At 62.2% G+C, this 25,292-nt stretch carries 22 protein-coding genes and 4 pseudogenes; 12 read left to right on the top strand and 14 right to left on the bottom strand.

The genetic code is table 11. The annotated features are described in order from the left end of the window. Positions 1-33 precede the first annotated feature (33 nt). The 8 genes from QM841_RS28020 (at position 34) to QM841_RS27990 (ending at position 7,151) form a co-directional block, all read left to right on the top strand. Positions 34-654: a TetR/AcrR family transcriptional regulator gene (locus QM841_RS28020; protein WP_164060212.1), complete on the top strand. Its 621-nt coding sequence runs from the start codon at positions 34-36 to the stop codon at positions 652-654. 214 nt (positions 655-868) lie between these two features. Next, positions 869-2,053 carry an ABC transporter substrate-binding protein gene (locus tag QM841_RS28015; RefSeq protein WP_164060211.1) on the top strand — a complete coding sequence of 395 codons (1,185 nt, stop codon included), beginning with the start codon at positions 869-871 and terminating at the stop codon, positions 2,051-2,053. Positions 2,054-2,067: 14 nt separating this feature from the next. Beyond that, a complete protein-coding gene (locus QM841_RS28010; protein WP_283334576.1) occupies positions 2,068-2,934 on the top strand; it encodes a branched-chain amino acid ABC transporter permease in 867 nt (288 codons plus the stop codon). A 73-nt stretch (positions 2,935-3,007) separates the two neighbouring features. Further along, positions 3,008-4,990 carry a branched-chain amino acid ABC transporter ATP-binding protein/permease gene (locus QM841_RS28005; RefSeq protein WP_133988294.1) on the top strand — a complete coding sequence of 661 codons (1,983 nt, stop codon included), beginning with the start codon at positions 3,008-3,010 and terminating at the stop codon, positions 4,988-4,990. Further along, the gene (locus QM841_RS28000) at positions 4,987-5,706 is read left to right on the top strand and encodes an ABC transporter ATP-binding protein (protein WP_133988293.1); all 720 of its coding nucleotides are present in this window, start codon (positions 4,987-4,989) and stop codon (positions 5,704-5,706) included. The genes QM841_RS28005 and QM841_RS28000 overlap by 4 nt, the downstream gene beginning before the upstream one ends. 1 nt (position 5,707) lies before the next feature. Then, on the top strand, positions 5,708-6,160 hold the full coding sequence (locus QM841_RS27995) for an FAS1-like dehydratase domain-containing protein (RefSeq protein WP_164060209.1): 453 nt from the start codon (positions 5,708-5,710) through the stop codon (positions 6,158-6,160). After that, entirely contained in the window at positions 6,157-6,582 is a 426-nt protein-coding gene (locus tag QM841_RS43515) for a MaoC family dehydratase (protein WP_133988291.1), read from the top strand. The genes QM841_RS27995 and QM841_RS43515 overlap by 4 nt, the downstream gene beginning before the upstream one ends. 320 nt (positions 6,583-6,902) lie before the next feature. Continuing rightward, positions 6,903-7,151, top strand: a complete 249-nt coding sequence (locus tag QM841_RS27990) for a DUF3263 domain-containing protein (protein WP_169693669.1) — start codon at positions 6,903-6,905, stop codon at positions 7,149-7,151. A 46-nt stretch (positions 7,152-7,197) separates the two neighbouring features. On the opposite strand, the pseudogene QM841_RS43510 reads toward QM841_RS27990, so the two are convergent. The 5 genes and pseudogenes from QM841_RS43510 to QM841_RS27960 form a co-directional block, all read right to left on the bottom strand. Next, positions 7,198-7,532 (bottom strand): annotated as a pseudogene (locus QM841_RS43510) (acetate--CoA ligase family protein). A 178-nt stretch (positions 7,533-7,710) separates the two neighbouring features. Further along, a complete protein-coding gene (locus tag QM841_RS27975) occupies positions 7,711-8,196 on the bottom strand; it encodes a DUF6262 family protein (RefSeq protein WP_283334575.1) in 486 nt (161 codons plus the stop codon). Then, the gene (locus QM841_RS43505; RefSeq protein ID WP_502943294.1) at positions 8,196-9,128 is read right to left on the bottom strand and encodes a tyrosine-type recombinase/integrase; all 933 of its coding nucleotides are present in this window, start codon (positions 9,126-9,128) and stop codon (positions 8,196-8,198) included. Before QM841_RS43505 ends, QM841_RS27975 begins: the two co-directional genes overlap by 1 nt. A gap of 1,031 nt (positions 9,129-10,159) precedes the next feature. Continuing rightward, positions 10,160-11,254: a tyrosine-type recombinase/integrase gene (locus QM841_RS27965; RefSeq protein ID WP_283334574.1), complete on the bottom strand. Its 1,095-nt coding sequence runs from the start codon at positions 11,252-11,254 to the stop codon at positions 10,160-10,162. A 175-nt stretch (positions 11,255-11,429) separates the two neighbouring features. Continuing rightward, positions 11,430-12,528: pseudogene (locus QM841_RS27960) on the bottom strand (ISL3 family transposase); the annotation flags it as partial. Between the two features lie 304 nt (positions 12,529-12,832). Between QM841_RS27960 and QM841_RS27955 the strand changes: the two are divergent. After that, a pseudogene (locus QM841_RS27955) lies at positions 12,833-13,000 on the top strand (aldehyde dehydrogenase family protein); the annotation flags it as partial. A 631-nt stretch (positions 13,001-13,631) separates the two neighbouring features. Here the strand turns inward: QM841_RS27955 and QM841_RS27950 are convergent. The 8 genes and pseudogenes from QM841_RS27950 to QM841_RS27915 all read right to left on the bottom strand — a co-directional run. After that, a pseudogene (locus QM841_RS27950) lies at positions 13,632-13,938 on the bottom strand (thiolase family protein); the annotation flags it as partial. A 51-nt stretch (positions 13,939-13,989) separates the two neighbouring features. After that, the gene (locus QM841_RS27945; protein ID WP_283334573.1) at positions 13,990-14,757 is read right to left on the bottom strand and encodes an enoyl-CoA hydratase-related protein; all 768 of its coding nucleotides are present in this window, start codon (positions 14,755-14,757) and stop codon (positions 13,990-13,992) included. Beyond that, entirely contained in the window at positions 14,738-15,085 is a 348-nt protein-coding gene (locus QM841_RS27940) for a hypothetical protein (protein ID WP_283334572.1), read from the bottom strand. The genes QM841_RS27945 and QM841_RS27940 overlap by 20 nt, the downstream gene beginning before the upstream one ends. Positions 15,086-15,381: 296 nt before the next feature. Continuing rightward, positions 15,382-16,731: an MFS transporter gene (locus tag QM841_RS27935; RefSeq protein ID WP_283334571.1), complete on the bottom strand. Its 1,350-nt coding sequence runs from the start codon at positions 16,729-16,731 to the stop codon at positions 15,382-15,384. A 385-nt stretch (positions 16,732-17,116) separates the two neighbouring features. Then, the gene (locus tag QM841_RS27930) at positions 17,117-17,428 is read right to left on the bottom strand and encodes a TetR family transcriptional regulator C-terminal domain-containing protein (RefSeq protein WP_133988285.1); all 312 of its coding nucleotides are present in this window, start codon (positions 17,426-17,428) and stop codon (positions 17,117-17,119) included. A 431-nt stretch (positions 17,429-17,859) separates the two neighbouring features. After that, positions 17,860-18,744: an SMP-30/gluconolactonase/LRE family protein gene (locus QM841_RS27925; protein ID WP_133988284.1), complete on the bottom strand. Its 885-nt coding sequence runs from the start codon at positions 18,742-18,744 to the stop codon at positions 17,860-17,862. 54 nt (positions 18,745-18,798) lie between these two features. Continuing rightward, the gene (locus QM841_RS27920) at positions 18,799-19,311 is read right to left on the bottom strand and encodes a cupin domain-containing protein (protein ID WP_164060205.1); all 513 of its coding nucleotides are present in this window, start codon (positions 19,309-19,311) and stop codon (positions 18,799-18,801) included. A gap of 56 nt (positions 19,312-19,367) precedes the next feature. After that, positions 19,368-20,819 carry an amidohydrolase family protein gene (locus QM841_RS27915; protein ID WP_283334570.1) on the bottom strand — a complete coding sequence of 484 codons (1,452 nt, stop codon included), beginning with the start codon at positions 20,817-20,819 and terminating at the stop codon, positions 19,368-19,370. Between the two features lie 346 nt (positions 20,820-21,165). On the opposite strand from QM841_RS27915, the gene QM841_RS27910 reads away from it, so the two are divergent. The 3 genes from QM841_RS27910 (at position 21,166) to QM841_RS27900 (ending at position 24,330) form a co-directional block, all read left to right on the top strand. Continuing rightward, positions 21,166-22,059: an SDR family oxidoreductase gene (locus QM841_RS27910; protein ID WP_133988281.1), complete on the top strand. Its 894-nt coding sequence runs from the start codon at positions 21,166-21,168 to the stop codon at positions 22,057-22,059. A 201-nt stretch (positions 22,060-22,260) separates the two neighbouring features. Continuing rightward, positions 22,261-23,334 (top strand): fumarylacetoacetate hydrolase family protein, encoded by a 1,074-nt coding sequence (locus tag QM841_RS27905; RefSeq protein ID WP_283334569.1) that lies wholly within the window; start codon positions 22,261-22,263, stop codon positions 23,332-23,334. Positions 23,335-23,364: 30 nt separating this feature from the next. Beyond that, entirely contained in the window at positions 23,365-24,330 is a 966-nt protein-coding gene (locus tag QM841_RS27900) for a zinc-binding dehydrogenase (RefSeq protein WP_133988280.1), read from the top strand. A gap of 54 nt (positions 24,331-24,384) precedes the next feature. Here QM841_RS27900 and QM841_RS27895 read toward each other — a convergent pair whose 3' ends face one another. Continuing rightward, positions 24,385-25,278 (bottom strand): LysR family transcriptional regulator, encoded by an 894-nt coding sequence (locus QM841_RS27895; RefSeq protein WP_283334568.1) that lies wholly within the window; start codon positions 25,276-25,278, stop codon positions 24,385-24,387. Between the last annotated feature and the right edge of the window lie 14 nt (positions 25,279-25,292).

Genomic DNA, 25,292 nt, shown 5'->3' with positions numbered 1-25,292 from the left:
GCATTGTGGTGCTGCCGATGAGAGGACCCGAGCGTGGCACGAGGACCCTATAAGCGGAATCCCGAACGGATCTCGGCAATGCGTCAACGGATCATCGAGAGCACAGCACGGATCATCGGAGATCGTGGCTATTCCGAGGCGTCGGTGGCTCGCATCGTCGAAGACGTAGGTATTTCTCAAGGGACCTTCTATCGATACTTCGCGACGCGGCAAGACTTGTTCGACGTCGTTCTGCCGACCTATGCCGAACGAATGCTTAACTTCATCCAGGAGCATGTGGACAAGGACTCGGTCGGTCTGGTTCGGGAGATGCAGAGGATGCAGGCGTTCCTCGATTTCGTGGCAGACCATCCTTGGTTCGCTCGTGTCGTGGACGAAGCGAACGTTCAGGCCCCAGCTGGAAATGCCGCCTACTTCGACAGAGTGGTCAACGGCTACGTGAGAACGCTGAATCGAGCGGTCGAACGAGGCGAAATCGTAGGCTATGAGCCTGACGAGCTGGAAGGGATAGCCATCGCGCTGCTCGCCGCGCGCAGCTACTACGCAAAGGTGTATCTCTCCAGCATGGGACCCATCGGTGAGTCACGTGCTGCTGTGCTGAAGGGCTATCGCGCCTTCATAGAGCGCGCGCTCTTCCTGCCAGCACCCCGATAAGGGGATCTGTCGGCCTGGTCGCGCTCCGGATTTCTGGTGCGACCAGGCCTGGTTTGCGTACCCGTACGGCTCTTCGGCGGTTGGGGATTCCCGTCTATTGACAATGATGAATCACGATTATAGGTTTTCATGGTCGCGGAGTGAGCGGCATCACACACTGTGCGGCGCCAAGTGCGTCGACGGCTAAGGGAGTAGCAATATGCACACACGATGGATGGTGCCAACCCTGGCCACCATGCTTATCGCGAGCGCCTGCGGCAGCTCGGGCTCGGAGTCGTCGTCCTCGGCCGACAGCGATGCCACGATCGGCGTCATCGGCCCGAAGACGGGGCCGGCCCCGCAGTTCTACCAAGACACTCAGCGCGGGATCGAGCTTGCTACGCCGATAATCGAGGAGCGTTACGGTCTCGAACTCGACTTCGTCTACGCCGACGACGCCGGTTCACCGGAAGGCGCCTCGCGCGCCGTACAGAAGCTTCTGAATGAAGACGATGTCGACGCCATTTTCGGTCCTCCGACGTCGGCTCCAGCTCTGCAAATCGCTGAGGTGATCGCCCGCTCCCAACGTCCGTACCTCTTAGTGTCAGCAAGCAATGCAGACCTGGTCCCGACCGCCGGCGATAAGAATTTTGCGTTCAGAACGCAGTGGGCCGGACCAGTGCTCAATGATGTCAACAGCCAGGTGGTCTTCTCTGATGTCGATGGGAAAAAGCCCGTGGTCGGTATCGCCTATGCCGCAGACGCTTTCGGGCAGGCCGCAGTGGCCCAGTATCAAGAACTGGGCAAAGAGCTCGGCGTGGAGGTGGTGGGAGAGTCGATGCAGCCCGGGGCCACAGACTTCACCGCGGGAGCGAAACGGCTCCGTGATGCTGGCGTGAACTCGGTGTTCTTCAACTTCACATCTGGGTCCGACATCGCCACCGTTACCCGCGATATGAAGGTCGTGGGCTTCGACCCGCCGCGCAAGACGACCACCAGCAACGTTCTCGCGAACTACCGGGAGCTGTCCAAGCCTGACGAGTGGGAAGGCTTGAAGTTCGTTGAACGTGAAGACTTGAACAGCCCGAACTTCAGGAAGGTGCTCGACGCCTACAGGTCGGCCTATGGTGAAGAGCCCCAGCTGCCTACCGTTGTGTACAACGTGTTTTCGGCGTTGGACGCTTACGGCCAAGGGCTGAAGGCCGGCGGCGCCGATCGCGAGGCGGTCCGAGACGCGATCGAATCGGCCCATACCGTGGAAGTAGAGGGATCAACCTATGACACTCCCTTTGCGCCGGGGGACGGCGAATTCTACGATGCCGACATCTCCAAATGGCATGTGATGGGATTCGACGACACGCCGGAGGGCAACATCGTCACAGATGGCACAGTCGCTGACTGCACCACGCGCGGCTGCTGAGGGATCGGAATCTCGTGGAGATCGTAGTATCGGGACTGGCCGCGGGCGGTTTGTTTGCCCTTGTTGCCCAAGGCTTCGTCCTCACCTTCCTGACCACTAACACCTTGAACTTCGCACTCGGCGAATTCATGGTTGTCGCCGCGTTCCTCGCGCTGGCAATCAGTTCATGGGGCTGGCTCCCGTCCGCGGGGAAGATCGTTTTTGTGATCGCTGTTTTCGGTGTACTGGGGGCATGGACTTATCGATTGATTGTGCTGCCCTTCAGTTCCGGGCACAACGACACGCGGTGGCTCCTGTCGACCGTAGGTCTCTCTTTCATCATCATCAATATGACCACCAACGGCGAAGGTGTGCTGCGCCAGCCGCTCAACTACGGTGGAATGGACGAAGTCGTCGAGTTCCTGGGGGTCCGCCTTCCGTCCCAACAAGGCCTCATCGCCGTGACAGCGGTCCTTGTCACTATTGCGTTGGTGATGGTGACACGAATGACCGGGCTGGGCACCCGCATGCGAGCCGTGTCAGAAGACGCCGAAGCGGCATCACTCATGGGCATCTCGTCCAAGCGGATCGGAATGATTGCCTACGGCCTAGCCATGTCGGTGGTGGCTCTGGCAGGCGTCCTGTGGGCGGCCGAAGTCGGCGTCTCGCCGCAACTAGGCGAGCCCCTGCTTGTGGGCGCATTCGCGGCGGGCATCATCGGCGGTCTCACCTCTCTCTGGGGACCGCTCCTCGGCGGCGGGATCTACGGGCTGGTCACCGCCGCGGTCGGCGAATCCGCCGGTGTCATGTGGGGCGAAGTCTCCGGACTTCTAATCGTCCTGGCCGTTCTGATGTTCCGCCCGGAAGGTTTGCTGGGACGGCGAGTAGACGTGAAGCTCTGACCCCAGCAGCAGCCCGCAAATTGGACACACAAAGCTCGGTCCCGAGACGAGCACGAGCACGAAGGAACACCCAATGAACACGCGCTTTCTGGGTGCGACAAAAATACTCGCACGCTGGTCTGACGTCTCGCCGCAGCGTCGAGACGGTCTGTTCGTCATCGCCCTAGCCCTCGTCTGCTTTCTCGCGCTGACTCCAGGCCTGAGCGGCGAAGGGACATCAATTCCTCACATGCAACTAATAGGCCTGATGGCCGCGATGGTCGTGGCAGCAGTGGGACTGAACCTGGTTTCGGGGTTTGCTGGTCTCATCTCGCTAGGACAGGGTGCGATGTATGCCGTCGGGGCATATGTCTTCGGCTACCTCTCGCTTAAAGGTGAACTGCCGACTCTGCTAGCCGTTCCCATCACGTTGATCGTGTGTGCTGTTGTCGGTGTGGTCGTTGCCCTAGGAACTGCCCGCCTGCGAGGTCCACAATTCACGATGATCACGTTGGTCCTGGCGGTGCTAGTTCACAAAGTCCTGGTGGAGTGGCCAGAACTCGGTGCTGCGTCGGGGTATCCGAACACCCTGCAGCACCAAACTGGCCTCCTTCCCGAGGCGACCGTCTTGGGATTTTCCTTCGTGCCGCCCCTATTTGGTGGCGAGTTCGCCTCGGTACTCGTGCTGGTGTTGGTACTAACCGTGGTGGCGCTGGTGTTGTATAGGAACCTGAGCCTGTCATCATGGGGTCGGTCGCTCAGGGCTGTCGGCGAGAGTGACATGCTCGCCTCGCATCTAGGTGTTCACGTCTTTCAGCGGAAAGTCGCTGCGCTGGGAATCACAAGCGCACTCGGAGGTCTCGGCGGCATTTTCTACGCCCTGCTGTTCGCCCACCTTCAGCCGGAGTCTTTTGACGTATTCTTCTCAATCACCATCTTGCTTGCCGTCATCCTCGGAGGCAGCGGCACCGTTATCGGGCCCGCTGTCGGCGCCGTGATCGTCGTGTGGCTGGAACGCTCAGAGGTGCTGGACGGGGTTACAGAATTACAGCGTCAATATTTGAGTGACCAGTGGTACCTGTCCACACCTGGAATTATCGGCCTGATTCTCATCGCAGCACTGTTCATACTCCCGCGCGGAGTCGTAGGAACGATCTCGGACTTCGCGGCCAAGAGGACGCGCCGAAACCTCACCCAACTCACGGCACCCCCACTGCCCACTGAGCCGCTGTCACCGTCTAGCTTCTTGGCTGTCAACGTCGATGAAGCCGAAACAAGGACCCTGTTGGAAGTGGCCGGTGCAACGAAGCACTTCGGAGGGTTGCTGGCAGTTAACAGAGTTGACCTCCGCGTAGGACCGGGAAGCATCCACGGTGTGATCGGACCGAATGGGGCCGGCAAGTCTTCGCTAGCGAATTTGGTGAGTGGGGCATATCGTCCCGACAGCGGCTCGATCCTCCTGGACGGGGTCGATATTGCGGGCCGCCGCCCGGATCAGATCGCGCGGAAGGGACTTGCCCGAACGTTCCAGACTCCACAGCTCTTCAGTTCGGCCACCGCACTTGAGAATGTGAAGGCGGGATTTGCTGACACAGGCCAGCTGTCGTGGTGGAGGGCCGCGTTGAAGCCACGCGCTCAGTATCGGCGAGAGGTCGAACTCGAGCGGATGGCGACTGCGTTGCTGCGACGGGTGGGTCTGCTCGACGAGGCCTATGTCCTCGCCGGGAGCCTGGCATACGGCAAGGCGCGTGCACTGGAAATTGCTCGAGCGCTCGCAAGTCAACCAAAGGTTCTGATCTTGGATGAGCCAGCCGCCGGGCTCAACTCGACCGAGGTCATGGAGCTGGGGCGCTTGTTGACGGACCTTCGTGCCGATGGTCTCGGCATGATTCTTGTCGAGCACCACATGGATCTGATCTCGACGGTGGCGGACGAGGTGACGTGCTTGGCGCAGGGGACCGTCATCGCCCATGGAACTGCATCGGACGTCTTATCCGACGAGTCGGTGATGGCGGTATACCTCGGGGCGGCCGATTCTCCGCCAGCGGAATCACTCACCGAAGGGAGCCAGGGATGAGCCTAATCGTTGAAGATGTCAGTTCCGGTTATGGCAGGGCGACGGTGATCGAGTCGATCAATGTGGAACTGGCACCCGGCCGTATTTCAGCGGTGATCGGGTCGAACGGCGCAGGCAAATCGACGTTGGCGCGAACCGTGTGCGGCTTGCTGACTTGCCGTTCTGGGTCCATCATCCTCGACGGCAAACCCGTCCAGAAGCTGTCCGCGGCCCAGCGAGCTCGCGCCGGTATCGTCATGGTGCCAGAAGGTCGGCGGCTGTTCGCGAAGCTGACCGTTGCGGAAAACATCCGCATGGGCTCCTACGCGGCTGCGGGACGCGGAAAGGCATCGACGCAGCACGTCGAGACGCTCCTCGACGCGTTCCCCATCATCCGAGATCGCTGGAGCCAGCGGGCCGGCCATCTGTCCGGCGGCGAACAACAGATGGTCGCACTGACTCGAGCCGTCGCCTCGGCACCCAAATATCTGTTGCTCGACGAACCGTCGCTCGGCCTCAGCCCCAAGCTGACGCAGGAAGTCTTCCGCCTGATCCAACTGATCGCAGACGAGACGAACGCCGGAATTTTCTTGATCGAGCAGATGGCTGACGATGCCTTGGGCCTCGCGCAGCATGCCAATGTGCTCGAACAGGGACTAATCACGATCAGCGGGCCAGCTGATGAATTGCGGACTTCGCCCGATGTTCGCGCTGCCTACCTCGGAAAGATCCATTGAGATGTCTACCGAACTGACTCACTTCATTGGCCGGCAGCTCGAAGGCTTCGATCGTCAAGTGACACGAGAGATTGTCGGTGAGTTCGCTTCCGTCATCGGTGAAAACGACCCGATGTATTTCGATGTCGCGGTCGCTCGGGAGCTCGGGATGAAGGACATCCCCGCTCCGCCTACGTTCCTGATCACGTTGGAGATCGATAATCGAGACAGTCTTCGCTTCATCCGCGAACTTGGTCTCGACACCGCGATGGTCCTCCACGGAGAACAAGCGTTTCACTTTCGCTCGCTCGTCTACGCGGGCGACGCGATTCAGGTTCATCGCCGAATCATTGATGCTGGTTCTAAGGGAGCCATGACCTACCTCGTCACTCTAAACACCTTCCAACGCGGCGACGACATGGTCGCCACGTCTGAATGCACTTGGCTGATTAAGAGTAGGCAGGACAGTCGATGACCGACCATTTTCTAGTCCCAATAGGACGTTTCGGACCGGTCACCAGATCCATGTTGTCTGAGTACGCTCAGGCATCCGGGGACAACAATCCGCTTCACCTCAGTGATGCGGCAGCGCAGCTTGCGGGTCATCGCGAGGTGATTGCTCAAGGGATGCTATCTATGGCATTTGTCGGCCGGTGGGTGACGTCTTGGTGCCCACTTGACCAGATCCACTCTCTGAGCTCACGATTCACCGCTCCCACACCGTTAGGCTCACACCTCATATGCGAAGGTCATGTCACCTGCAAGGAACAAGAATCGGCGAAAATCGTCTACACCGTAACGACCGAGATGAACAATGTAGTAACGATCAGAGGTACGGTTGTGGTTAGTTCTTCTGCGCTAGAGCGGCGTTCGGGACCGACGGGCCTAGACTCGTGACACAGACGACGACCATTGAAACTGCACCGATCGCCGCCTTGAGCGCAGCCCGCCAAAATGGGGATGGACTTTCGAATCGGACGGTCAAGTATCAACTACGTTGTCACCCGCCGCAGATACCAAGAACGGCACGCAACAATGCTGCCGATGCGGATATGCTCGCCGTTCCATCGCCAGGGTGCGCTAGCGCCGTACGCGCTGCGGTGCAATGGTCTACGTCATCAGCTTAGTGACCGTAGATAGAGTCGGGAACAGGTGCGACGATCTTCGCAATGAGTAGCGTTAGTCCTGCCAAAAGTCTGTGGTGCAGAGGATAATTGGTGTTTGTGAACATTGAAGGACTGTCCAACGAGCAGGCCGCTATGCTCAAGTTTGCGTCGCGGTGGCAGCCCTACGGCGGCGGGGACCCGGGAGACATCCTGATCGAGTTCGGCCTCACCGATAGGGACTTCTTCACCCGGTTGTCGACGCTGCTCGACACTCGCTCACTGGTTGCCGGTCTCGACCCGGCGACGCTAGCAGCGATACGTGCGACCTGCCGTCTGCGCTTGGCGCATCAGCGTCGCTAAAGCTCAGCACGTCATATCTGAATCTCGCGGTAAGGTCCGCGGGACTTCAGCTGCAGTGCACCGACACGCTATCCAGGATCCGGGTGTGGCGCAACGCGGCGAGCGCGTCTGCAGCGATCGCGCCGGCGCGGCCGACGATGAGCGGATTGACATCGACCTCGGCGAGGACGTCCGCGAGGTCACCGACCATTTCCGAGAACCGGGTCACAGCGTCGATGAGTTCGTCGATGTAGTAGCCGGGTCGCCGCGGAGACCGGTGAGGATCTTGTGAAGGCGAAGCGACTCGGTCGCCCGGCGCGCGGTAACCGCCGTGACCGGTGCCAGCTGGGTCGAGACGTCACGGAGCAGTTCGACGAAGATGCCGCCCGAGCTGCGCCGCACTTGTGGACCTCCTTCGCAACAACGTCAGTGATGTCGAACGTGAGAGGCGCTCCTCACCTTTGTGTGGGTAGTTTGGGGTCGATTCCTCCGAGGTTCAGGTAGATCATCGAGGTCAGCGATTCGGCGGAGTGGTGCCCGTAGCCGCGAGCGTTGATCAGTCGGATTTTTGAGTTCACCGTTATCTGGAGCGTGGGGTTGTGATCGTTGTTTGACCTGCGGGATTGTGTGGGAGACATGTCGTCGACGATGGTCGAGCCAGCGGTTCGGGCGTGTCTCGGGGACTGGTTGCGGTGGCGCGTTGCTCGCCGAGCAGTAGCGCGAGTTTGTCGCGTAGCTTGATGTTCTCGGCCCGTAGGACCTTGACGTCGTCGAGGAGGTTTTCGACCCGTCGGGCGAGGGAGGTTTCGGTTGCCCGGTGAGCTGCGGGCTGTCGTGGTGACGTCGATCGGGTGGAATGGCGGAGACGTTCGACCTCGTGGCGCAGGTCAGGGTCCCGGTAGAGCAGTGCGCGTGAAACGCCGCCGGCGACTGCCACCGAGGTGAAGGTGACGGGGCTGCCTTCACGGTCGAGTCGCCGCAGCGTTTCGCGGGCCCGGTCGCGGGCGCTGGCGGAGCGTCGCCTGGTTGCCGCGGCGAGGTGGGCGTGGTTGTCGGCGGCGGCCATCAGTGGTGCTCCTGTTCCTCGAGGGCCTCCAGTGCGTCGATGACGTGCTGGAGGTTCGTGGCGACCTGTCGGTGGTTGGCGGCCAGTCGGGCGTTTCCTCGGCGTTCGGCGAGGTCGATGAGTTCGAGGGTGTCGTCGCGTTGACGGATGTGCAGCGGCAGAAAATTGGGTGTGGTCTGGAAGTCCGGGCAGGTCAGGCAGGCATTGGGATGCGGGCAGTCCTGCTGGGGAGGCCGGCCGCAGTACCCGTTGGGCAGGCTCGCTTGGACCCGGGCGAGGTTGTGCTTGACCCACTCGGCATCCGCGGTGGGGGCGTCGGGATCGAAGTCGAGTCGCTGACCGCCGATGTCGACGCGGCGGCGCTGATAGTCGTCGAAAGCGGCGCGCACGGTGGTGTCGTGGATAGTGGCGTATCGGGCGGTCATCTGCGGGGACGCGTGGCCGAGAAGCTGTTGCACCACGTGCTGGGGCACGCCGGCGTTGATCAGTCTGGTCCCGACGGTGTGCCTGAATTGGTGTGCGGTGACGCGGACGGCCTGCCCGGTCTCGTCACGGAGGTCGATCACCTTCTGCCAGTGAGCCAGGCGGGTGCTGAGGGTGGCGTAGCTGAAGGAGCGGACTCCGTCGGGGTTGGCGTGCGGGGAGGGAAACAGTCGGGCGCAACCGCTCGGCCAGCGGGAAAGTAGCTGGGTCTGTTGAGCACCGATCGCGTCGGCTGCCTTCTGGGACAGTGGGATTAGCTGTTCGCGGGCCATCTTGGTGTTGAAGAACTTCAGGCATGGCCAGCCGACGCTGTCGGCGATCAGCGGGTTCAGTGGCAGCGCGCAGGCGTCGTTGGCGCGCAGGCCGGTTTCCATGATCAGCACCAGCAGGTGACGGGTGGTCTCGTCGGGCAGCCGGGACAGGTTGTCGGGGTTCTCGAGCTGGGCCATCACGAACTCGGGGATGAACCGCGGCAGCGGGCGGGGGCGGGAAGGAAGCTCGTCGAGGTAGATGGCCGCGTGAGACGGCAAGCCGGGAAGCCAGCGGTGCCGGTGGCAGGCGTCGAGGAATCCGCGCAGGACAACCAGGTAGGTGTTTGTGGTGTTGCCGGACAACCGCGATGTGGCGGCCAGCCAGGATAGGTAATGCTCGAGTATCTGCCGGGTAATCCCGCTCGCGCCAGTGACTTCGGGGTGTTGCTCGGTCAGGAACGTGGAGAACCAGCGCAGGGCGCGTTCGTCGATGCTGACGGTGCCGAACGACTTCCCGGCCCCGAGGCGGTAGCGGGAACAGCGCTTGACCGCCTTGCGCAGCCACGGCTGGTCGATTCCGTCGAAGCGGATCTGGTGTGGCGGCCTGGTTTGCGCAATCCCGAGCATGCCGGCCCGCCATACGTCGCCGGCGAATTCGGTTTCCGCTTCGGGGCCGTCGGCCAGGTCGCGCAGATGCCGCAGGGCGTAGCGCAGCTGCCCGATCGTCCTGCCGCCGCAATCCGCCGCCGCGTGTTCGTGGGCCGTGTCCGTCCATCGCTGCGGGGACAGATCCAGCAGCGAGTCCACGCCCGAGCCGGTCACCAGATCTATGAGGCCGCTGATCATCGTCGGCAGCAGCCGCACCGCCCGGTCATCGTGGCGGCACTGGATGGAGTAGGCGATCTCCAGGCGCAGCTGCGTCGGCAGGGCCCGCAGGTCGAACACGTCCACCAGGCGCGAGTTGGACCTGAGTCGGATCGGTCCGGTGGTGGCCACGAACGCGTCCAGGTCCGGCTTCCCGAACCGCCGCCATCGGTTGTAGTGAGCCGAGCACACGAGCCGGCTCCATGCGCCCCGCTCGCAACCGTCGACCCCGCACCGGCCCCGCGCGAACACCGGGTCGTCCGGGTCGATTCGGATCACCTCGCCGGCGAAGCCGGGGCGAACGGTCGCCGACAGCGTCTCCAGCAGCGACTGCCCGGCGGTGCGGGCCGGTGCCAGTGCCCTCGTCATCGGGACACATCCGGCTCGGCCCACACCCCGGCACGGACCAGTTCGGCGCGGACATCCTCCACCGTCAGGTGCACGTAGGTGTCGTTGGTCGTCGTCACCGACCGGTGCGTGAGCATCTTCGAGACCACCTCGATCGGGACGCCGGAACGGATCAGCTCGGTCGCCCGAGTGTGACGAAACATGTGTGGGGAGAATGCGATACCGGTGCGATCCCGGATCCTGCCCACCAGTTTGGCAACGGCGTCGTAGCGCAAAGGGTGACCTTTCGGGCCACTCCAGAGGTTGACGAAGACGTAGTCGCAGTCCAGGTCCCCGTATTCGGTGTGCATGTAGTCGCTGTAGAGGCGGACCAACGCCGTCGACACCGGCACCGCGGTGATCGTCGCGGTCTTGGCCCGTGCCCCGTTGGCATTGTCGGTTCGCGGCACGATCCGAACCTCGCGGCGCCGGGAGACGAAGTCGGTGTGCCGCAGCCCCAGGGCCTGCCCGATCCGCATGCCCGTTTCGGCAAGAAGGGCAAACAAGAACCTGTCCCGCAGCCGCGTGCAGGCGCCCAGGACGACAGTGACCTGCTCCACGGTCAGCGTGGCCGGCAGCCGCCGCGGTACCCGCAACTTGACCGGGCGGGTCGGGATCGCCCGACCCTTGGTGACGTGATGCAGGAACGGTTTGAACGATCCGCGGGGCACCCGACGCCAGGCGACCAGGCTGTCGGCCAGGCGCACACCGGTTCGGGCATGAAAGTCGTAGAAGCCGAACAGGGCCGCCAGGTGCCGGTTGACCGTCGCCGCGCAGCGTCGGTCCGCCGCGGCGTCGAGCACGATCACGTTGGGGGCGGGAGCACGCAGCCAACGGACGAACTCCGACACGTCGTCGACCTCCACGCCCGACCATTCGGGCCCCCGCTGCCCGAGGAAGTCGAACCACAGTGCCAGACTGTGAGCATAGGCACGAATTGTGTTCGGGGACCGCTCGATTGCGGAAAGGTGTGCCAAGTAGCGTTCCGCCGGGCGCACCGGGTCCAGATCGTCGTCGAGCACGGTCCACGACTCCGCGCCCGACACCGGCATCACCAGCCGCTGGGCCCTCACCCTTCCGCCCTCCACCGAGGTCGGCTCGACCGAATAGTCGAACTGTTCCAGGTCTACTCCCGTTCCTGTGGAAACTGTGGGACGTCGAAGACACGCTCCAGATAACGTGTCGCCGACGAGGTTCCCACACCGCGTCGGCTACATCGGAGACACCCGATTCATGGCTCCAGATAATGATACCTTCGATGAGTCCGTTGGAGATGCCGAGTTCTACTGCGGCGATGATTCCGTCGTAGTGCTTGTCGATCTGTTGGGCGAGCATTGTGAATGCGGGGATTCCGCTGTGTGCGGCGTCGTCGATCCATGTGCGTAGATGCCGTTTGGCGCGTGAGGGTTTGACGACGCGGAACAAGTCCCGCATTTGCTCTTTCAGTCGCCATGCGTGCCCGACCTGCTGATCCTGATCTGTGAGGGTGTCGAGAAGGGCGCGGCGCTGGTCGGTGAGTCGTTCGGCGCCGGTTCGCAACGCGATGCGGACCTTGCGCCAACTGCCGCTCGAGAGCTCGATTCTGCGGCGGTTGGCCGAGGAGGCGTCGGCGAACACTCGGTCCAACGCCCGGTTCACCCACTGCATGACATGGAATGGGTCGAAGCAGATTCGGGCGTTCGGCACGTGTTCCTCGGTGGCGACGCGATAGGCCTTCGATCCGTCCATCGATACCGCCTCGATCGAGTCGAGGTCGGACTCGTGTTGCTGCTCATAGAAAGCCGCGAGTGATTCAGTGCTTCGGCCGGGTTCGATATGCACCACGGTCTTGGTGTCGTGGTCGCCGATCACGGTCAGGTACTTGTGCGGGTGTCGGTAGCAGATTTCGTCGACGCCGATGCGGTAGAGCCGGTCGAGCCGTCGGGTGTCGAGTAATTCGTCGACGGTGCGGTTGATGATTGCGGTGACCGTTTCCCACGCGCAGCGCATCAGCGTGGAGACCGAGGTGCGGTCGGTGCGGGCGGCGAGCCAGAGGACGGTGTCTTCGAAGTCTCGGGTGTGCCGGGCGGTGGGCCGCGCCCACGGCACGTGTTCGGTGCGCACCCCGCAGTGTGGGCAGTCGATGCGGCGGATCTCGTAGACCAACCACAGGCGGTGTGAGGTCAAGGTGCCGCCACCGGCGTGTGGACCGGTCATATGTTGCCGGCGACGTGTGCCCGCAGGGGCACTCGAGTCGGCGGGCACGCAGGCGTAGCTCGACCTCGACATCGGTGTCTGTGATCGACACCGCGGACACCGATGCGCCGGGGATCTTCAGGAGACGGTTAAATGCAGTACTGACGCGCACGTGTAGCGGGCCTCCGGGTTGAGGTAGGTGTGGTAACCCCGAAACCTAGAGGTGCTGCGCGTGCGCGTCCCTCATATCATCGGTGAAACGCCGAACAGTGCGGCCAACAACACAACCCACCCTGAGCAGCAGAAATGGCGCCCACATAAACCCGAGGAGCGCCACGTGAGATCTATGCGCCTATTGAGCCCCGCGGTTACTCCGTAGGACAAAGCCCCGACGAAACTTACTTCTCGTCGAACTGAGGGAACATCTCGGGTGATCGAGCTGACCGAAACGCAGCTCGATATCTTGCAGGACAACGGCTGCCATTTCCTTTGTGGGGTCCACCCCGGTTGCGCGTGAGATCTAGCGCCGATCCGCAGCTGCCGACAGGAAGGTGCAGGCACTGGGTGGAGCGAACAACCATATGGTCGTCATGCCTGACGCCGACCTGGAGGCAGCGGCGGACGCACTTGCATCGGCTACCTTTCCGCTTTGCGCGGTTCGAACACCACCTCGCTCTGAGGCCCGTTGAGTGAACGCATCACATCAACGAATATGTCCAGTCCGCCGGACTGATTCAAGATCCCGTCGCCGACCTTTTAGAAAACTTCTGGAATGACCGGCGCGGCGGTCTAATCGACACCAGCCACTCCAGAAGATTGAGATGAAGCAGGCGCACTCACCCAACTTGTGCGTTCCTCCCACATCAGAACAGTGGCCCTCGCGCGAACGCTGTCGGAACAACTCACAATCGGTGGAGAGCGTGGGCATCGACCCCAGCAAGCGCTACGGGTCGCCGTTCATTGGGGATAGAGAGATCCCGCCAAATGCCGCATTAGCCAGCCAGTCAAAGGCCCCACCGACGGCCAAATAAAGTTCGCGCCGCGGACGTCCAACCCGAGAAATGTCACCGACCTCTACTGGAGTCGTTCGGCGAAGGCGCAGCGACCGAAATAGACGGAGACAAGGACATTCAGCCATTGCGACTTCTGGGGTTCGACTCCGACGAGATCGAATTGATTGCGTAAGACGAAGGCTTTCCAGTATTTGGAGCGCGCTAGCAGATGTTCAGAGAATGCAGCGCCATTCGGCAAGGACCATGTCTTCGAGGACCTCGGCCGGTCGCTGTAGTCGTAGAAGGGCATTCGCGACATCGATTCACTGCCACCAGCGACCACCACCTGCGCTTGCCCGCTTGAGCTGCATTGCGGCGCCCCAGATGGCTTGCAGTCCGCTCCCACAAGGACGGTTCACGTTGTACGCGAGTACTCCGACGTCCAGCCCGGCGGCAAGAGAGACGTCGTCGACGTCACCGCCATCCACGCCAGCCCGACGAGGGGCCTCACGGACAACAGCTCCAAGCTCGTGCGCCGAGACTTCCTGGAACCGCTCGATGGGTGTCCGTGCCCCATCGAGGATCACAATCCTCTCCGAACGGCACTCACAGGGTTCCTCCTTTTAGTATGAACGGCGTAGTCATGACCCCGACCATTGAGGTGGGCGCCTCTCAAGAAACGCAGCGACGCCCTCCTTGGCATCGGCCGACTGCCGGACCGCCTGCTTGGCACGCTCCGTGCTTATCCACGCCGCCTGGTCTTCATGGCGGTAGAGGTCGTTGAGAGTTCGGAGCGACTCCTCTACGGCCAGCGGCGCATTGGCGAGTACGGCGTTCGCGAGGTCGAGCGCCTCCTGCACCGTCTCGCCGGGCTCGACCAGTCGATTGACCAGGCCCACCTCGAAAGCGCGCGCCGCACTCAGCGGACGCCCCGTCAGTGCCAGCTCCCGAGCGAGGTTGAGTGGCAAGGCGCGCGGACCACGGAACAGCCCTCCGCACTCAGCGATGAGGCCCAAACTGACCTCGGGCAGGCTGAACGCGGCCTCGTGCGACGCCACGATCAACGTCGCGGCGAGTGCGATCTCGAAACCTCCGCCAGCAGCGACCCCCTCGACGGCGGCGATCACCGGCTTCTGCAAATCACGGCCAGCGATGCCATACGGACCACCACGCTCGGTCGGTTCTCCGGCCCACCGCTGCACATCGGTACCAGCGCAGAACACCGCGGGACCACCGGTCAACACCGCCACCCGCGCGATCGGGTCGTCCTCGAAGGCGTTCAATGCCTCATCGAGGGCCGCGGTCAACCCCTCGTTGAAGGCGTTGCGCTTGCCTGGTCGGTCCAGCGTGAGCAGCCAGACTAGCCCGGTGCTCTCGGCGGCCACGACCTTATCCACCATGACGGTCATTGTCTTTCTCCCTTCCGAAACTTTCGAAGAAGGCCAAACTGTCCGGTCGGCGCAAAGCGGCCGCATCGGCCACGTCACTTGCTCTCGCGCCCTGCAGGATCTCTTTCACGGGTACTTCGAGCTTCTTGCCTGACAGCGTCCTGGGAACTGCCAGTGCTGCCACGATTCCATCGGGCACGTGACGAGGAGAGAGTTCTGTCCTCAGCGCAGTGGCCACCGCTTCCTTCACCTGCTCCGATAAACCCACCGCCGTCTGCCCCACGACGAACAGGATCAGCTCGTCGGCGTCGCCCTGATCTGAGTCGAGGTGGACAATCAACTCCGCCAATCCCGCCGATTAGGCCAGGATCGCGTCGGACACGCCTGCCCCCACGGAGGTGATGGTCCCAGCGACACAGCTTCCCGGGTGAAGGGCAGATCCGGCGTGACTTAGTAGGAGCCGTGCACGGTTCGTTGACGAGTGTGAGCTGTCTCGGGTCACCCAATGCGGTGCAGATCAGACGTTGCACGGATACCAGCCTCCGACGAGGTTTACTCATGAGTGCCCACAGGGTCAGGAGGGCGTCAGGCGGGGGCTTGATCAAGGCTGTACCTCTTCGCCGACCAAGACCTCTATGATGTGCGCTAGTTCAGAACCTCGTGATCGTCGACGATTTCGGTGTCCGTTGCGATCGTCGAACGTCCGAGATACAACGGAATTCGCGTCACCCAGGCCGCGGCAACGAGGAGGAGTGCGCAGCTGAACAATGCAAGGAGGAGGGGTGCGCGGACTCCGACAGTGTCGATGAGAGGGGCCAGGCTGAGCGGCAGCAGGCCGGCGACGACGGCCACTCCAACGTTATAGGGAATGGCGTACCCCGACTGTCGGATCGCGGTCGGGAAGAGGGAGGCCAGCAACCCAGGCACTGCTCCGGCGAGTGAGGCGACTCCGATCGCCGCCGGCAGTGACACCACGAGCAGCAGTGGGGAGTCCGTGGCGATGGAAGGCAGAACAGAGAAGGCAGCGATCGAGCTGATCATCGAGGCAACCGCGCCGCAAACGAAAAGAGCTCGCCACCCGTAGCGATCTGCAAATCTGCCCCACAGCGGGATTGCGATCATCGCGCCGATGATCGCAAGGAGGCTGCTCGACAGGGCCATGTTGGCCGAATGCCCGAGATTGACCTGAAGGTACGTCGGCCAGTACTGAAAGAACACGATGTTGATGATCGACAGCGTGCCGATGAGCAGAAATCCGAACATGACGGCAGGGCGGTGTTCACGGAGGACTGCGGACAGCGACCCCTGGCGTTCAGAACCCTGCGGGCCGACCTGTTCCTCAAGTTCCCTGAACGCCGGGGTCTCGTCCAGCTCCCGACGGAAATACAGAGCCACGACCCCGAGAACCCCACCGATGATGAATGGCAAACGCCACTCGAGGGAAGGTGAACCGGTCCAGATGTTGTCCGCGAGAAAGTTCGCCACGTAAGCGGCGCTTGCACCCATCAAGAATCCGCCGTACGCCAGCGACTGAAGGTAGGCACCTGCGTAGCCAACGCGTGACGGTCCGGCGAACTCGGACACAAATACCGCCGCAGCAGGCAATTCGCCGCCGACCGCACATCCCTGAAGCACTCGCATCAGCAGAAGGAGCATGGGCGCCAGCCAACCCACTGTCTCGTAAGTCGGGAGCACGCCGATACCGAAAGTGGCAGCGGACATGAGCCCCAAGGTGAAGATGAAGATCTTCTTACGGCCGATCCGGTCGGCGAGACGAGACATGAAGATGCCCGCGACGGGGCGTGCCACGAATCCGATGGAATAGATTCCGAAGGTCTGAACTAACCGGAGCGTTTCTGAACTGCCTTCCGGGAAGAACGCCTGACTAATCGCCGAGGCAACGTAGACGTAGGCGACGAAGTCGTAGTATTCAAGCGTTGCGCCGAGCGATGCAAGCCTGAGGTTTTTCCGCTCCTTGCGGTTCGCGGAACTCATGGTGCCTCCAGGTGAAGGTTCGACGGTTCATGCCGCAGAGGCTGGCGTTGACTTCAGCCGAGCGGCGCGTCCGGGTGCTCCGGGCCACACCGAGTCTGAGACGTACGTCACGCGAATGCCAATATCGTTTCTGAATCCCGCCTATGCCGGATCCGAATGGGCTGGCTGCGCAAATAGGTGACATGGTGGCCTTGCCGGCCGATGTCGATGTCACGGTTGCCTAACCTGTAGCTGGGCGCTCCGCGTCGCGACCAAACGACCCGCACGAGAACAATGTGGCTTGCGTCGGTGAACGTGCTCGCCACCTGCGCCGAGAAGACGGCCACTGGTTCCGGATGATCGCACGATCAGTGCAGTTGTGGATCCCAACTCGCTGCTGGCGACGTCATCGTGTGGGGATGCCTACTTTCGTGGCTGATGTGAGACCCGACGGCGCGCCCGGCTCGCTTGATGGCGACCTGCGCAGGGTGTCCATCACGATGCGCTGGATGAAGGCCTCGTCGATCGGACGCGCCGTCACATACCGCCGGAAGTAGATCGGTGCGAGAATTCCTTCGGCAATGTCGAAGTCTGCTGGATCTTTCTCACCACGACTCTTGGCTCGTTCGGCGATGGGCGACAAGGTCGCATAGCCTCTCCCCGTATCGACGGCTGTCGCCAAGCCGTCCGGGTTGCGCCCACGAAGGATCGAATGCATGGAGCTCAATTTCGAGGGCACGCTGCTCTTCGGCCTGCTCCACCTTCCGCAGTGCTCGGCTTCGCGTCAGGTCAAGCCCCAGAGTTCGCCGCGAACCTCGTTCTGGTGCGCAACCGAACGACTATTGACGAAACGGGGCGATTGTTGGTCATGAGAAGTCGGTGGTGCCATCGGGAAACGCCCGCCTGCTCTCCGAAGTGTTCGCGAAGATTGCACTGGCGACCTACGCCCGTCGATTCCGACCGTCGCTGCCCTTGCGCGAGGCCGGGGACATCCGCCACGTAATCGGTCACAGACAACCTGTCGGCAGGTAGTCCTTCGACCCTAATTCTCACTGTGGTGTCGGCAGGGATGTTCCATCGAGATGCGGCAGTCGACCCGGAGACCCCGACACCGAGGGCAAGGGCGATCGGCGGAGTAGCGCTCCGAATTCACGCCAATGGCACCTGGACGCGAGTCGAACGCAATGTCGAGTCGCGCGTGTTGGCCCGTTCGCGTTCTAAGAAGCTCGGGGACACGGCGAGAAACAAGGTGTGCCCGTCCGACCCGCCGAGAGTGACGTCGAACACCTGGCCGTCCTTGACAGTGATCTCGTCGTACACGGTGCCGCCCTCACCGACCCGCAGAGCCCGTTGATGGAAAGGATCAGCGACCCAGATTGCTCCCTCAATATCTTTCTCGGCGATCCCGTCGGGGGTCACCGACACGTACGCGGCGACTTCGCTCGCGTCGCGGCTTGCCGGCATGTCGCCAAAGTGGGACCATTTCCGTCGGTTGCCCAGCGATCCATCCGATCCGACGTCGAAGGCTGTGAGGCAGTTGCCGAAGAACTCGGCGACGACCAGGCTGTTTCCGTCGCAGACCGAGCCGTTGGGGCACCAGACGTCATCAGCGACGACCTCGACAGTTCCGTCCGGATCGACGCGAACGATGACCGCAGGCTCCATTGATGCGGAGTTGGTGACGTCGAATCCGAAGCACCCTACCCAGCATCGACCCTGTGGATCCACCGCCATATCGTTGATCTGCCACCTCGCGTACCCGCTGAGGTCTGCATGGGTGACGAGCGTCCCGTCGTGCTCTCGCCTGAGGATGAGCTGATCTTGCATCGAAGCGACCAGGAGTCGACCGTCGGGAAGCATTCCCAGCCCCGATGGGTTGCCGGGCACCAATGCCTCTACCCGTGGATCGGTGCCGTCCTCCCTCACACTCAGGACCCGTTGCGTGTAGCAATCGCTTACCCAGATGCGGTCGCCCAACCAGCGCGAACCCTCCAGGAAGCTGGCGTCACCCAAGACAGTTGAAAACTCTCGCATGCGTACATTCCTTGCATCGTAGAACCGTGGTTGAGCCGAGGGTGTGGCGCCAGGTCAGTTGGGCATGGGGCTAATTGCCCCGTCCAGCGATGTCAAGTCATCGCGGAGGACCAAGTCGCCCACTCGGGCCGGCGGCGCATCCATCAGCACGTATAAGACACGGACGGGCTTGCTCCCTCGCGGCACCCATTCGTGCATGGTTCCGCGCTGAATGAGGAAGTCGCCCGCCTGGAGGCTTTCGACGACCTCGCCGCCATCCAGCACGAGATCGAGTTGGCCCGAGATGACCACTGCGACATCCTGGGTCTCCGTCCGGTGCATGCTGGGCACGCTGAAGCCTGGGTCGAACTCGGCGGTCCGAAACAGGACCCGGCTGCCCGCGGGCCCCGGAGCGCCGTCATCGAAGTCTTCTTCATCGTTGCTGGGCGGAAATTGACTGGAGCACCACACCACGCTGGCGTCGTATCCTGGAAGCCGCGGTTCGGCATTGACCACGCGGTCCGACTTAATGATGGCCTTGCCCTCGGTGTCGTGTCCTGTCACGACACGTCTGAAGCTGAACGGCATGGTGTGTCCTCCGGCATGCATCGTTGGTTGATTGGTTGGTCTTTGGTTGCGCGTCGTCAATCGTCGAAGTCGATGGCGTCGTGCGGCCATCCGACCGTGCGCAGCAGGTACGCGTGCGACTCCTCGACAACGTGCTGGACGCGTGCCATGTCGACTCCCAGCAGCTTCCCAGCCCACTTTCGGATCCGTCCGTTGACGAGGACCGTGTCGACTGAACCAATGCCCGCGCCCTGAACGACCGACGAGAGCACATTGTTGCGCGGGAACAGCGGCAGGCCGCCGACGTCGAGCAGGATGATGTCGGCCTTCTTTCCTGGCGTGAGTGAGCCGACGACGCTCGAAAGTCCGCAATTGTCGGCACCCTTTTGAGTTGCAGACTCGATGACACCGCGCAGGGACACCGACTTGGGCCCACCGCGGTGTTCCTCGACACGCTGAAGTAGGTACAGCGCGCGCATCTCGTTGAACATGTCGATACCGAATGTCATCGGATTGTCGTTGCTCAGACCGGGGCGAAGGCCTTGCTCAGCCCACTCGGTGTACGGGATCTCCCCATAGCGGAATTGGGTCTCGATCCGAGGACAGACATTCACCTGGCCACCGCCATCGATTACCGCCTGTCGTTGGCTTGACGACAAGAAGTTGGCATGATTGATCGCCTCACGGCCATCAAGCCATCCGCTGGCGTAAAACTCCTCAACTGGCTGGCTCTCGATCCCACTGTCGAACGAAATCCAGACATCGAGATCCTTGCGCAGGGCGAACAACGCGGTGTTGTCGTCGAAGCCTGTCGTGAAAAGGCGCATGGTTTGGAGCGAGTCGTCGCTAGAGAAGAACGTGTCACGAAGGCGGAATGCGTCACGCGGCAACTGCCCGGCCCAGTCACCGTAGCGAGGCGAGCCGACCGCGTGAACGCCCCGGCCGCCAGCCGCGACCATCGCCTCGATGCCAGCATCGGAGTGCTCCGGAGACCGGGCATTGTGCATGTTGTCGACGACGGTGGTGATGCCACCCTCAAGAGCCGTCAGAAGCGTAATCAACGTTCCGGCGTAGATGTCTTCTGGCCGGCATGCTGGTCCGAAAAGCTGGTGGGCTGCGTGCATGTAACTGCGGCTCGACGTCGGGGCGCCGTGGACGGCAGCGACAGGGTTAGTCGTGAGCTGCGGCACATTCTCTGGGATAATCCGGCCGAGCGCACCTTCCCAACAGTGAATGTGTGGATCGCAGAATCCCGGCATGACGATACGGTTGCGGGCGTCGATGACAGTCGCACCGGCTTCCGAAATCGACGGGCCGATCTCGGCGATCCTGGCCCCCTCGATCAGGACGTCGCCCACCGGGTAGTCGCCCACGTGACTGTCCATCGACAGTATGGAACCGCCCTTCAGCAGGATCCGTTCCTTGGGATCCGCCGTGAATCTGTCGGACGTGTGCCGCTCCAACAGTCGCTCAAGGCGCTGCTGCGAGAACTCAGCGTCGGGGTAGATGGGGTCCATGAATGTCTTCATGGTTGAGGTCCTTCCGGTCCAGAACGTTCGAGCGTTCGAGCCGCCAGGATGGGTGCTTCCATGGCACGGCTTCCGAGCACGTGTTCGAACGTAACAACGGTCCGACCGACTGGCTAATGCAGTTTCGGCATGCCCGATATACGCGAATTGAATGCCGAACTCAACCTGCGATCGTGGGAAATTCGGCCGCGGAGATCGTGTACGCCCTCGGCGAGTTGCGTCGGGCCGTCTTGTCAGTCGCTGAGCGCATGCCGGGCATAAGCATTCGGTGTTGGCGTGAAGGTTTTGATAGCCCGTAACGTGACGAAGCAACAAAGGTCTAGGTCCAATACGAGGAGTTGACGTCATGCGCGTATTCGTCACGGGAGGAACGGGCTACATCGGTTCGGCTCTGATTCCTGAGCTCGTGGCCGCCGGTCACACTGTCCTGGGACTCGCGCGATCCGAGGAGGCAAGTGACACGTTGCGGGGTCTTGGGGCTGAAGCCCATCGAGGCGACCTCGGCGACATCAGCAGCCTTCGAGAAGGCGCGCAAGCGAGTGATGCGGTGGTGCATCTTGCCTACAATCATGACTTCTCCCAAATGAGCTCCGCAGGGGAGGTCGACCGGGCGGCGCTATCGGCGTTCGCCGAGGAGTACGCCGGTACCAGCAGGCCGATCGTCGGGGCGTCCGGGATTCTTGGCCTTCCTCGAGACCGCGAGGTCACCGAAGTGGACGTGCACGAGGCCTACGACTGGCTGCCGCCGCGGGACCGCGCCGAGCGTCTGTCCAAGCAGTTTGCCGAGACTCACGGAGTCATGAGCTCAGTCGTCAGGCTCGCCCCAACTGTCCACGGCACTTCCGATTGGGGGTTCATCACCACCTATGTGCAGACTGCGCGCGATCGCGGCACCGCGGCCTACGTCGGCGACGGCACCCAGACATGGCCTGCAGTCCACCGATCTGATGCGGCTACGCTCTTCCGGCTAGCGATCGAGAAGCCGGTGGCGGGCGAGGTGTTGCATGGGACGGCGGAGAACGTCGCGATGCGGGATCTTGCCGATGCCGTGGCGACCAAGCTGGGTGTCTCCGTGTCGTCGATTCCCGCGGAACGAGCAACTGATCATTTCGGTGCCGTGGGGCACTTCTTTACCTTGAGTGCGGTAGCGTCCAGCGCTTGGACGCGTACAAGATTCGGCTGGGAGCCCTCAGGGCCAAGCCTGTTGCAGGACATTGCCAGCGGCGCCTACACCGACTGATCGCTAACGAAGCGACCGGTCAGAATCCTGGCGTCGCCACGGCTCGTGCGCCAATGGGGCCGAGAATCTCGACTTCGAAATTCTCGGACCTCCACATGCTATCGGCTCGCCCATCAGCGTTCCGTCTGTCCAAGCTCGGGGCCCATCGCCGAAGCGCACGCGGAGTCATAACCATCAACACTCCACTCGATCTCTTGGCGCATGGAAAATCTCGCCACGGATGTCCCCGCCTCGCTGTGCTACCAAATTTTACAGACTTCTGATTCTTCCAAATTCCTTGGCCTGGCTGCACGTCACGGTGAACCGTCGCCAGGCCACACCAACGAAAATGGGGACCGCATGCGATTCGTGACCTGTAAGACTTCCGAGCACGGCGACCTGGTGGGAGTCATCGAATCAGACGGCATCTTCACGCTGTCGCCGGGTATTTCCCTGATCAGCCTTCTCGGCGACGACGGGAGCAGGCTGCGCGAGTCCGGCGAGCAGGCACTTGCAAATCCATTCTTGGTGCTCGAAACACTTGAGACGGTTCTGCGTTCGCCAATTCCCGAGCCGAGAAGTATTCGCGATTTTGTGACGTTCGAGAGCCACACGGAAGGCACAGTCAAGCTTGCGGGCATCGGATCCAAGCCTGATGACATGTGGTATCAGATCCCGACTTTCTACTTCTCAAACCCCCACGCCGTCGTCGGCCCGCGGGATGACGTGCCCATGCCGCCTGGATGCGAGCTGTTCGACCTGGAGCTCGAGGTCGCCGCGGTCATAGGCAGGGCGGGGCACAATCTCAGCGTCGCCGAGGCTGAGGACCACGTCGTCGGATTCACGATCATGAACGATTGGTCTGCTCGTGACATTCAGTTTCAAGAGATGCGCATCGGACTTGGGCCGGCCAAGGGCAAGGACACCGCGATCACTCTCGGACCGTCCCTTGTCACCAAGGATGAACTCGAGCCCTATAGATCAGGAGACTCATACAGCCTGACGATGGAGGCACGTATCAATGGCGAGGTCCTCGGGACGGACGTGCTCTCCAACATGGCATGGACCTTCCCTGAACTTGTCGCGTACGCCAGCCGTGGCACGGCGGTCGTCCCTGGCGACGTTCTCGGCTCGGGCACTTGCGGCATGGGTTGCCTGGCCGAACTGTGGGGTCGCCAGGGGTACGACGCACATCCCTCGCTGCAGATCGACGACGTTGTCACCCTGACGGTCTCGGGATTGGGCGAGGTCTCCAATCGAGTTGTCGCGGGAGCACATCTCCTCCCGCTGCGCTGACTGAACCCGCCGACTGAGTAGGACCACACGATGCGATCCGTCTTCGCCGCCCATCCAAGCCCCGACGACCCCTTGGCGGCTCTCCGACTCGACGACCGGCCGGCACCCGAAGTGCCGGACGGCCACGTTGCCGTCAACGTGCGCGCAGCGAGCGTCAACATGCATGACATCTTCACCCTGCAAGGCGTCGGAATCAGGCCCGATCAGTTCCCCATGATCCTCGGAATGGATGGCGCAGGGACACTCGATGACGGCAGTGAGGTCGTGATCCATTCCGTCGTCTCCTCGCCCGGGTGGCATGACGACGAGACACTCGATCCGCGCCGCAGCTGCCTCTCGGAGCAGTATCAAGGAACCTTCGCTGAACGCGTGGTCGTACCTAGCGGCAACGTGCTGCCCAAGCCGCCCCTGCTAACCTACGCGGAGGCGGCGTGCATGGGTGTCGCGTGGCTGACGGCCTATCGGATGCTCTTCACGCGATCAGGCCTACGACCCGGCGCTACGATTCTCGTTCAAGGCGCCTCGGGCGGCGTGGCCACGGCGCTCATTCAACTGGCATCCAAGTCGGGGTTCAAGGTCTGGGTCACGGGTCGCACCGAGGAAAAGCGTGCGCTGGCGTCCTCCCTCGGCGCGAACGAAGTCTTCGAGCCGGGCGCACGCCTTCCCGCTCGGGTCGACGGTGTTTTCGACAGTGTCGGCAAGGCGACGTGGGCTCACTCGATCAAGGCCCTCAAGCCCGGCGGCGTCATTGTGACTTGTGGTGCTACGACCGGAGATCCCGAGGCGGCTGAACTTCATCGCATCTTTTATCTGCAGCACCGGATCGTCGGCTCGACCATGGGTACACGGTCCGAACTCGAGGGCCTCCTTGCGTTCTGCGAGGGCACGGGGGCGCGTCCCCGCATCGCAGCAGAGGTACCTCTCAAGGATGCCGAGCAGGCGTTTCGGACCATACTTGCGGGCGACACCGCCGGTAAGATCGTTCTGACCCTCTAACGAGGCGGCACCGCCCCGCGGCGGCCGACGACCGGCGACTGAGCAGCATCGCCGTCACCTGTCCGCCAGTTCCGTGAGTCGAGCACGAACCGACTCGATGACCGCGTCGACCGCGCCCGTTTTCCGGCGACCGGCGCGAGTCGCGGCGACGAGTTCTCGATGCACAGCGGGCTGAAACGAGACCCCGTGCAGCGCGCCCTTCTCAAGGTCGTCCCGGACGTAGGTGTATGGCAAGGCGGAGCAGTATTCACCTCGCAGGACGAGGGTTCTCATCATGTGGAGTGAATCGATCTCGATCCCCAGCGTCTGCTCGGTGTCACCCTCGACGACCATCCTCACCAGATTCCGGAACCCGGGAGTCAGCGCGAGCGGAATCGACCGGAGATTAGCTGAGTCGATGAACTTGAGGCCTGGCTCGAATGACCCCGGGGCGCCGACGAACAAGAGTTCGTCCAGGGCGAGGTCCTCAAACTCCAACCGTGGCATGTCCACATCAGGCGCCCACCGAGTGAAGATTCCGACGTCGAGACGGCCCATGTCCAGCCACTCACACAGGAACATCGGCAGTCCCTCGGTCAGGTGAAGTTCAAGCGCGGGATGAATTCGCGCAAAGCCAACCGTGAGGATCTGCGCGAGCTCTGGCATGAGGGACGGTGAGATACCGACATTGACGACGCCTCTCAGATCGGTGACCGCTTCGCGGACCGATGGGCCGATCTCATCGATATACCTCAGAAGGTAGTCCGACATCTCGCTGAGGCGCCTTCCCGCGTCAGTCGGCCTCACCCCCTCGGGAACCCGGATGAGAAGCTCGACGCCCAGCTCATGTTCGAGGGCCTGGATCTGCTTGCTCAGCGCTGGCTGGCTGATGTGGAGCCGGCGCGCCGCGCGACTGATGCCACCCTCGCGGACGATCGCCGCGAAGTACTCAAACTGTCTTATTTCCATGGTCGGCAATCTGC

Origin of the sequence: Rhodococcus sp. IEGM 1307 (genome assembly GCF_030056915.1) — a bacterium.
Taxonomy (GTDB): Bacteria; Actinomycetota; Actinomycetes; order Mycobacteriales; family Mycobacteriaceae; genus Rhodococcus_F; species Rhodococcus_F opacus_D.
This window is presented reverse-complemented; position numbering and strand designations above follow the sequence as displayed.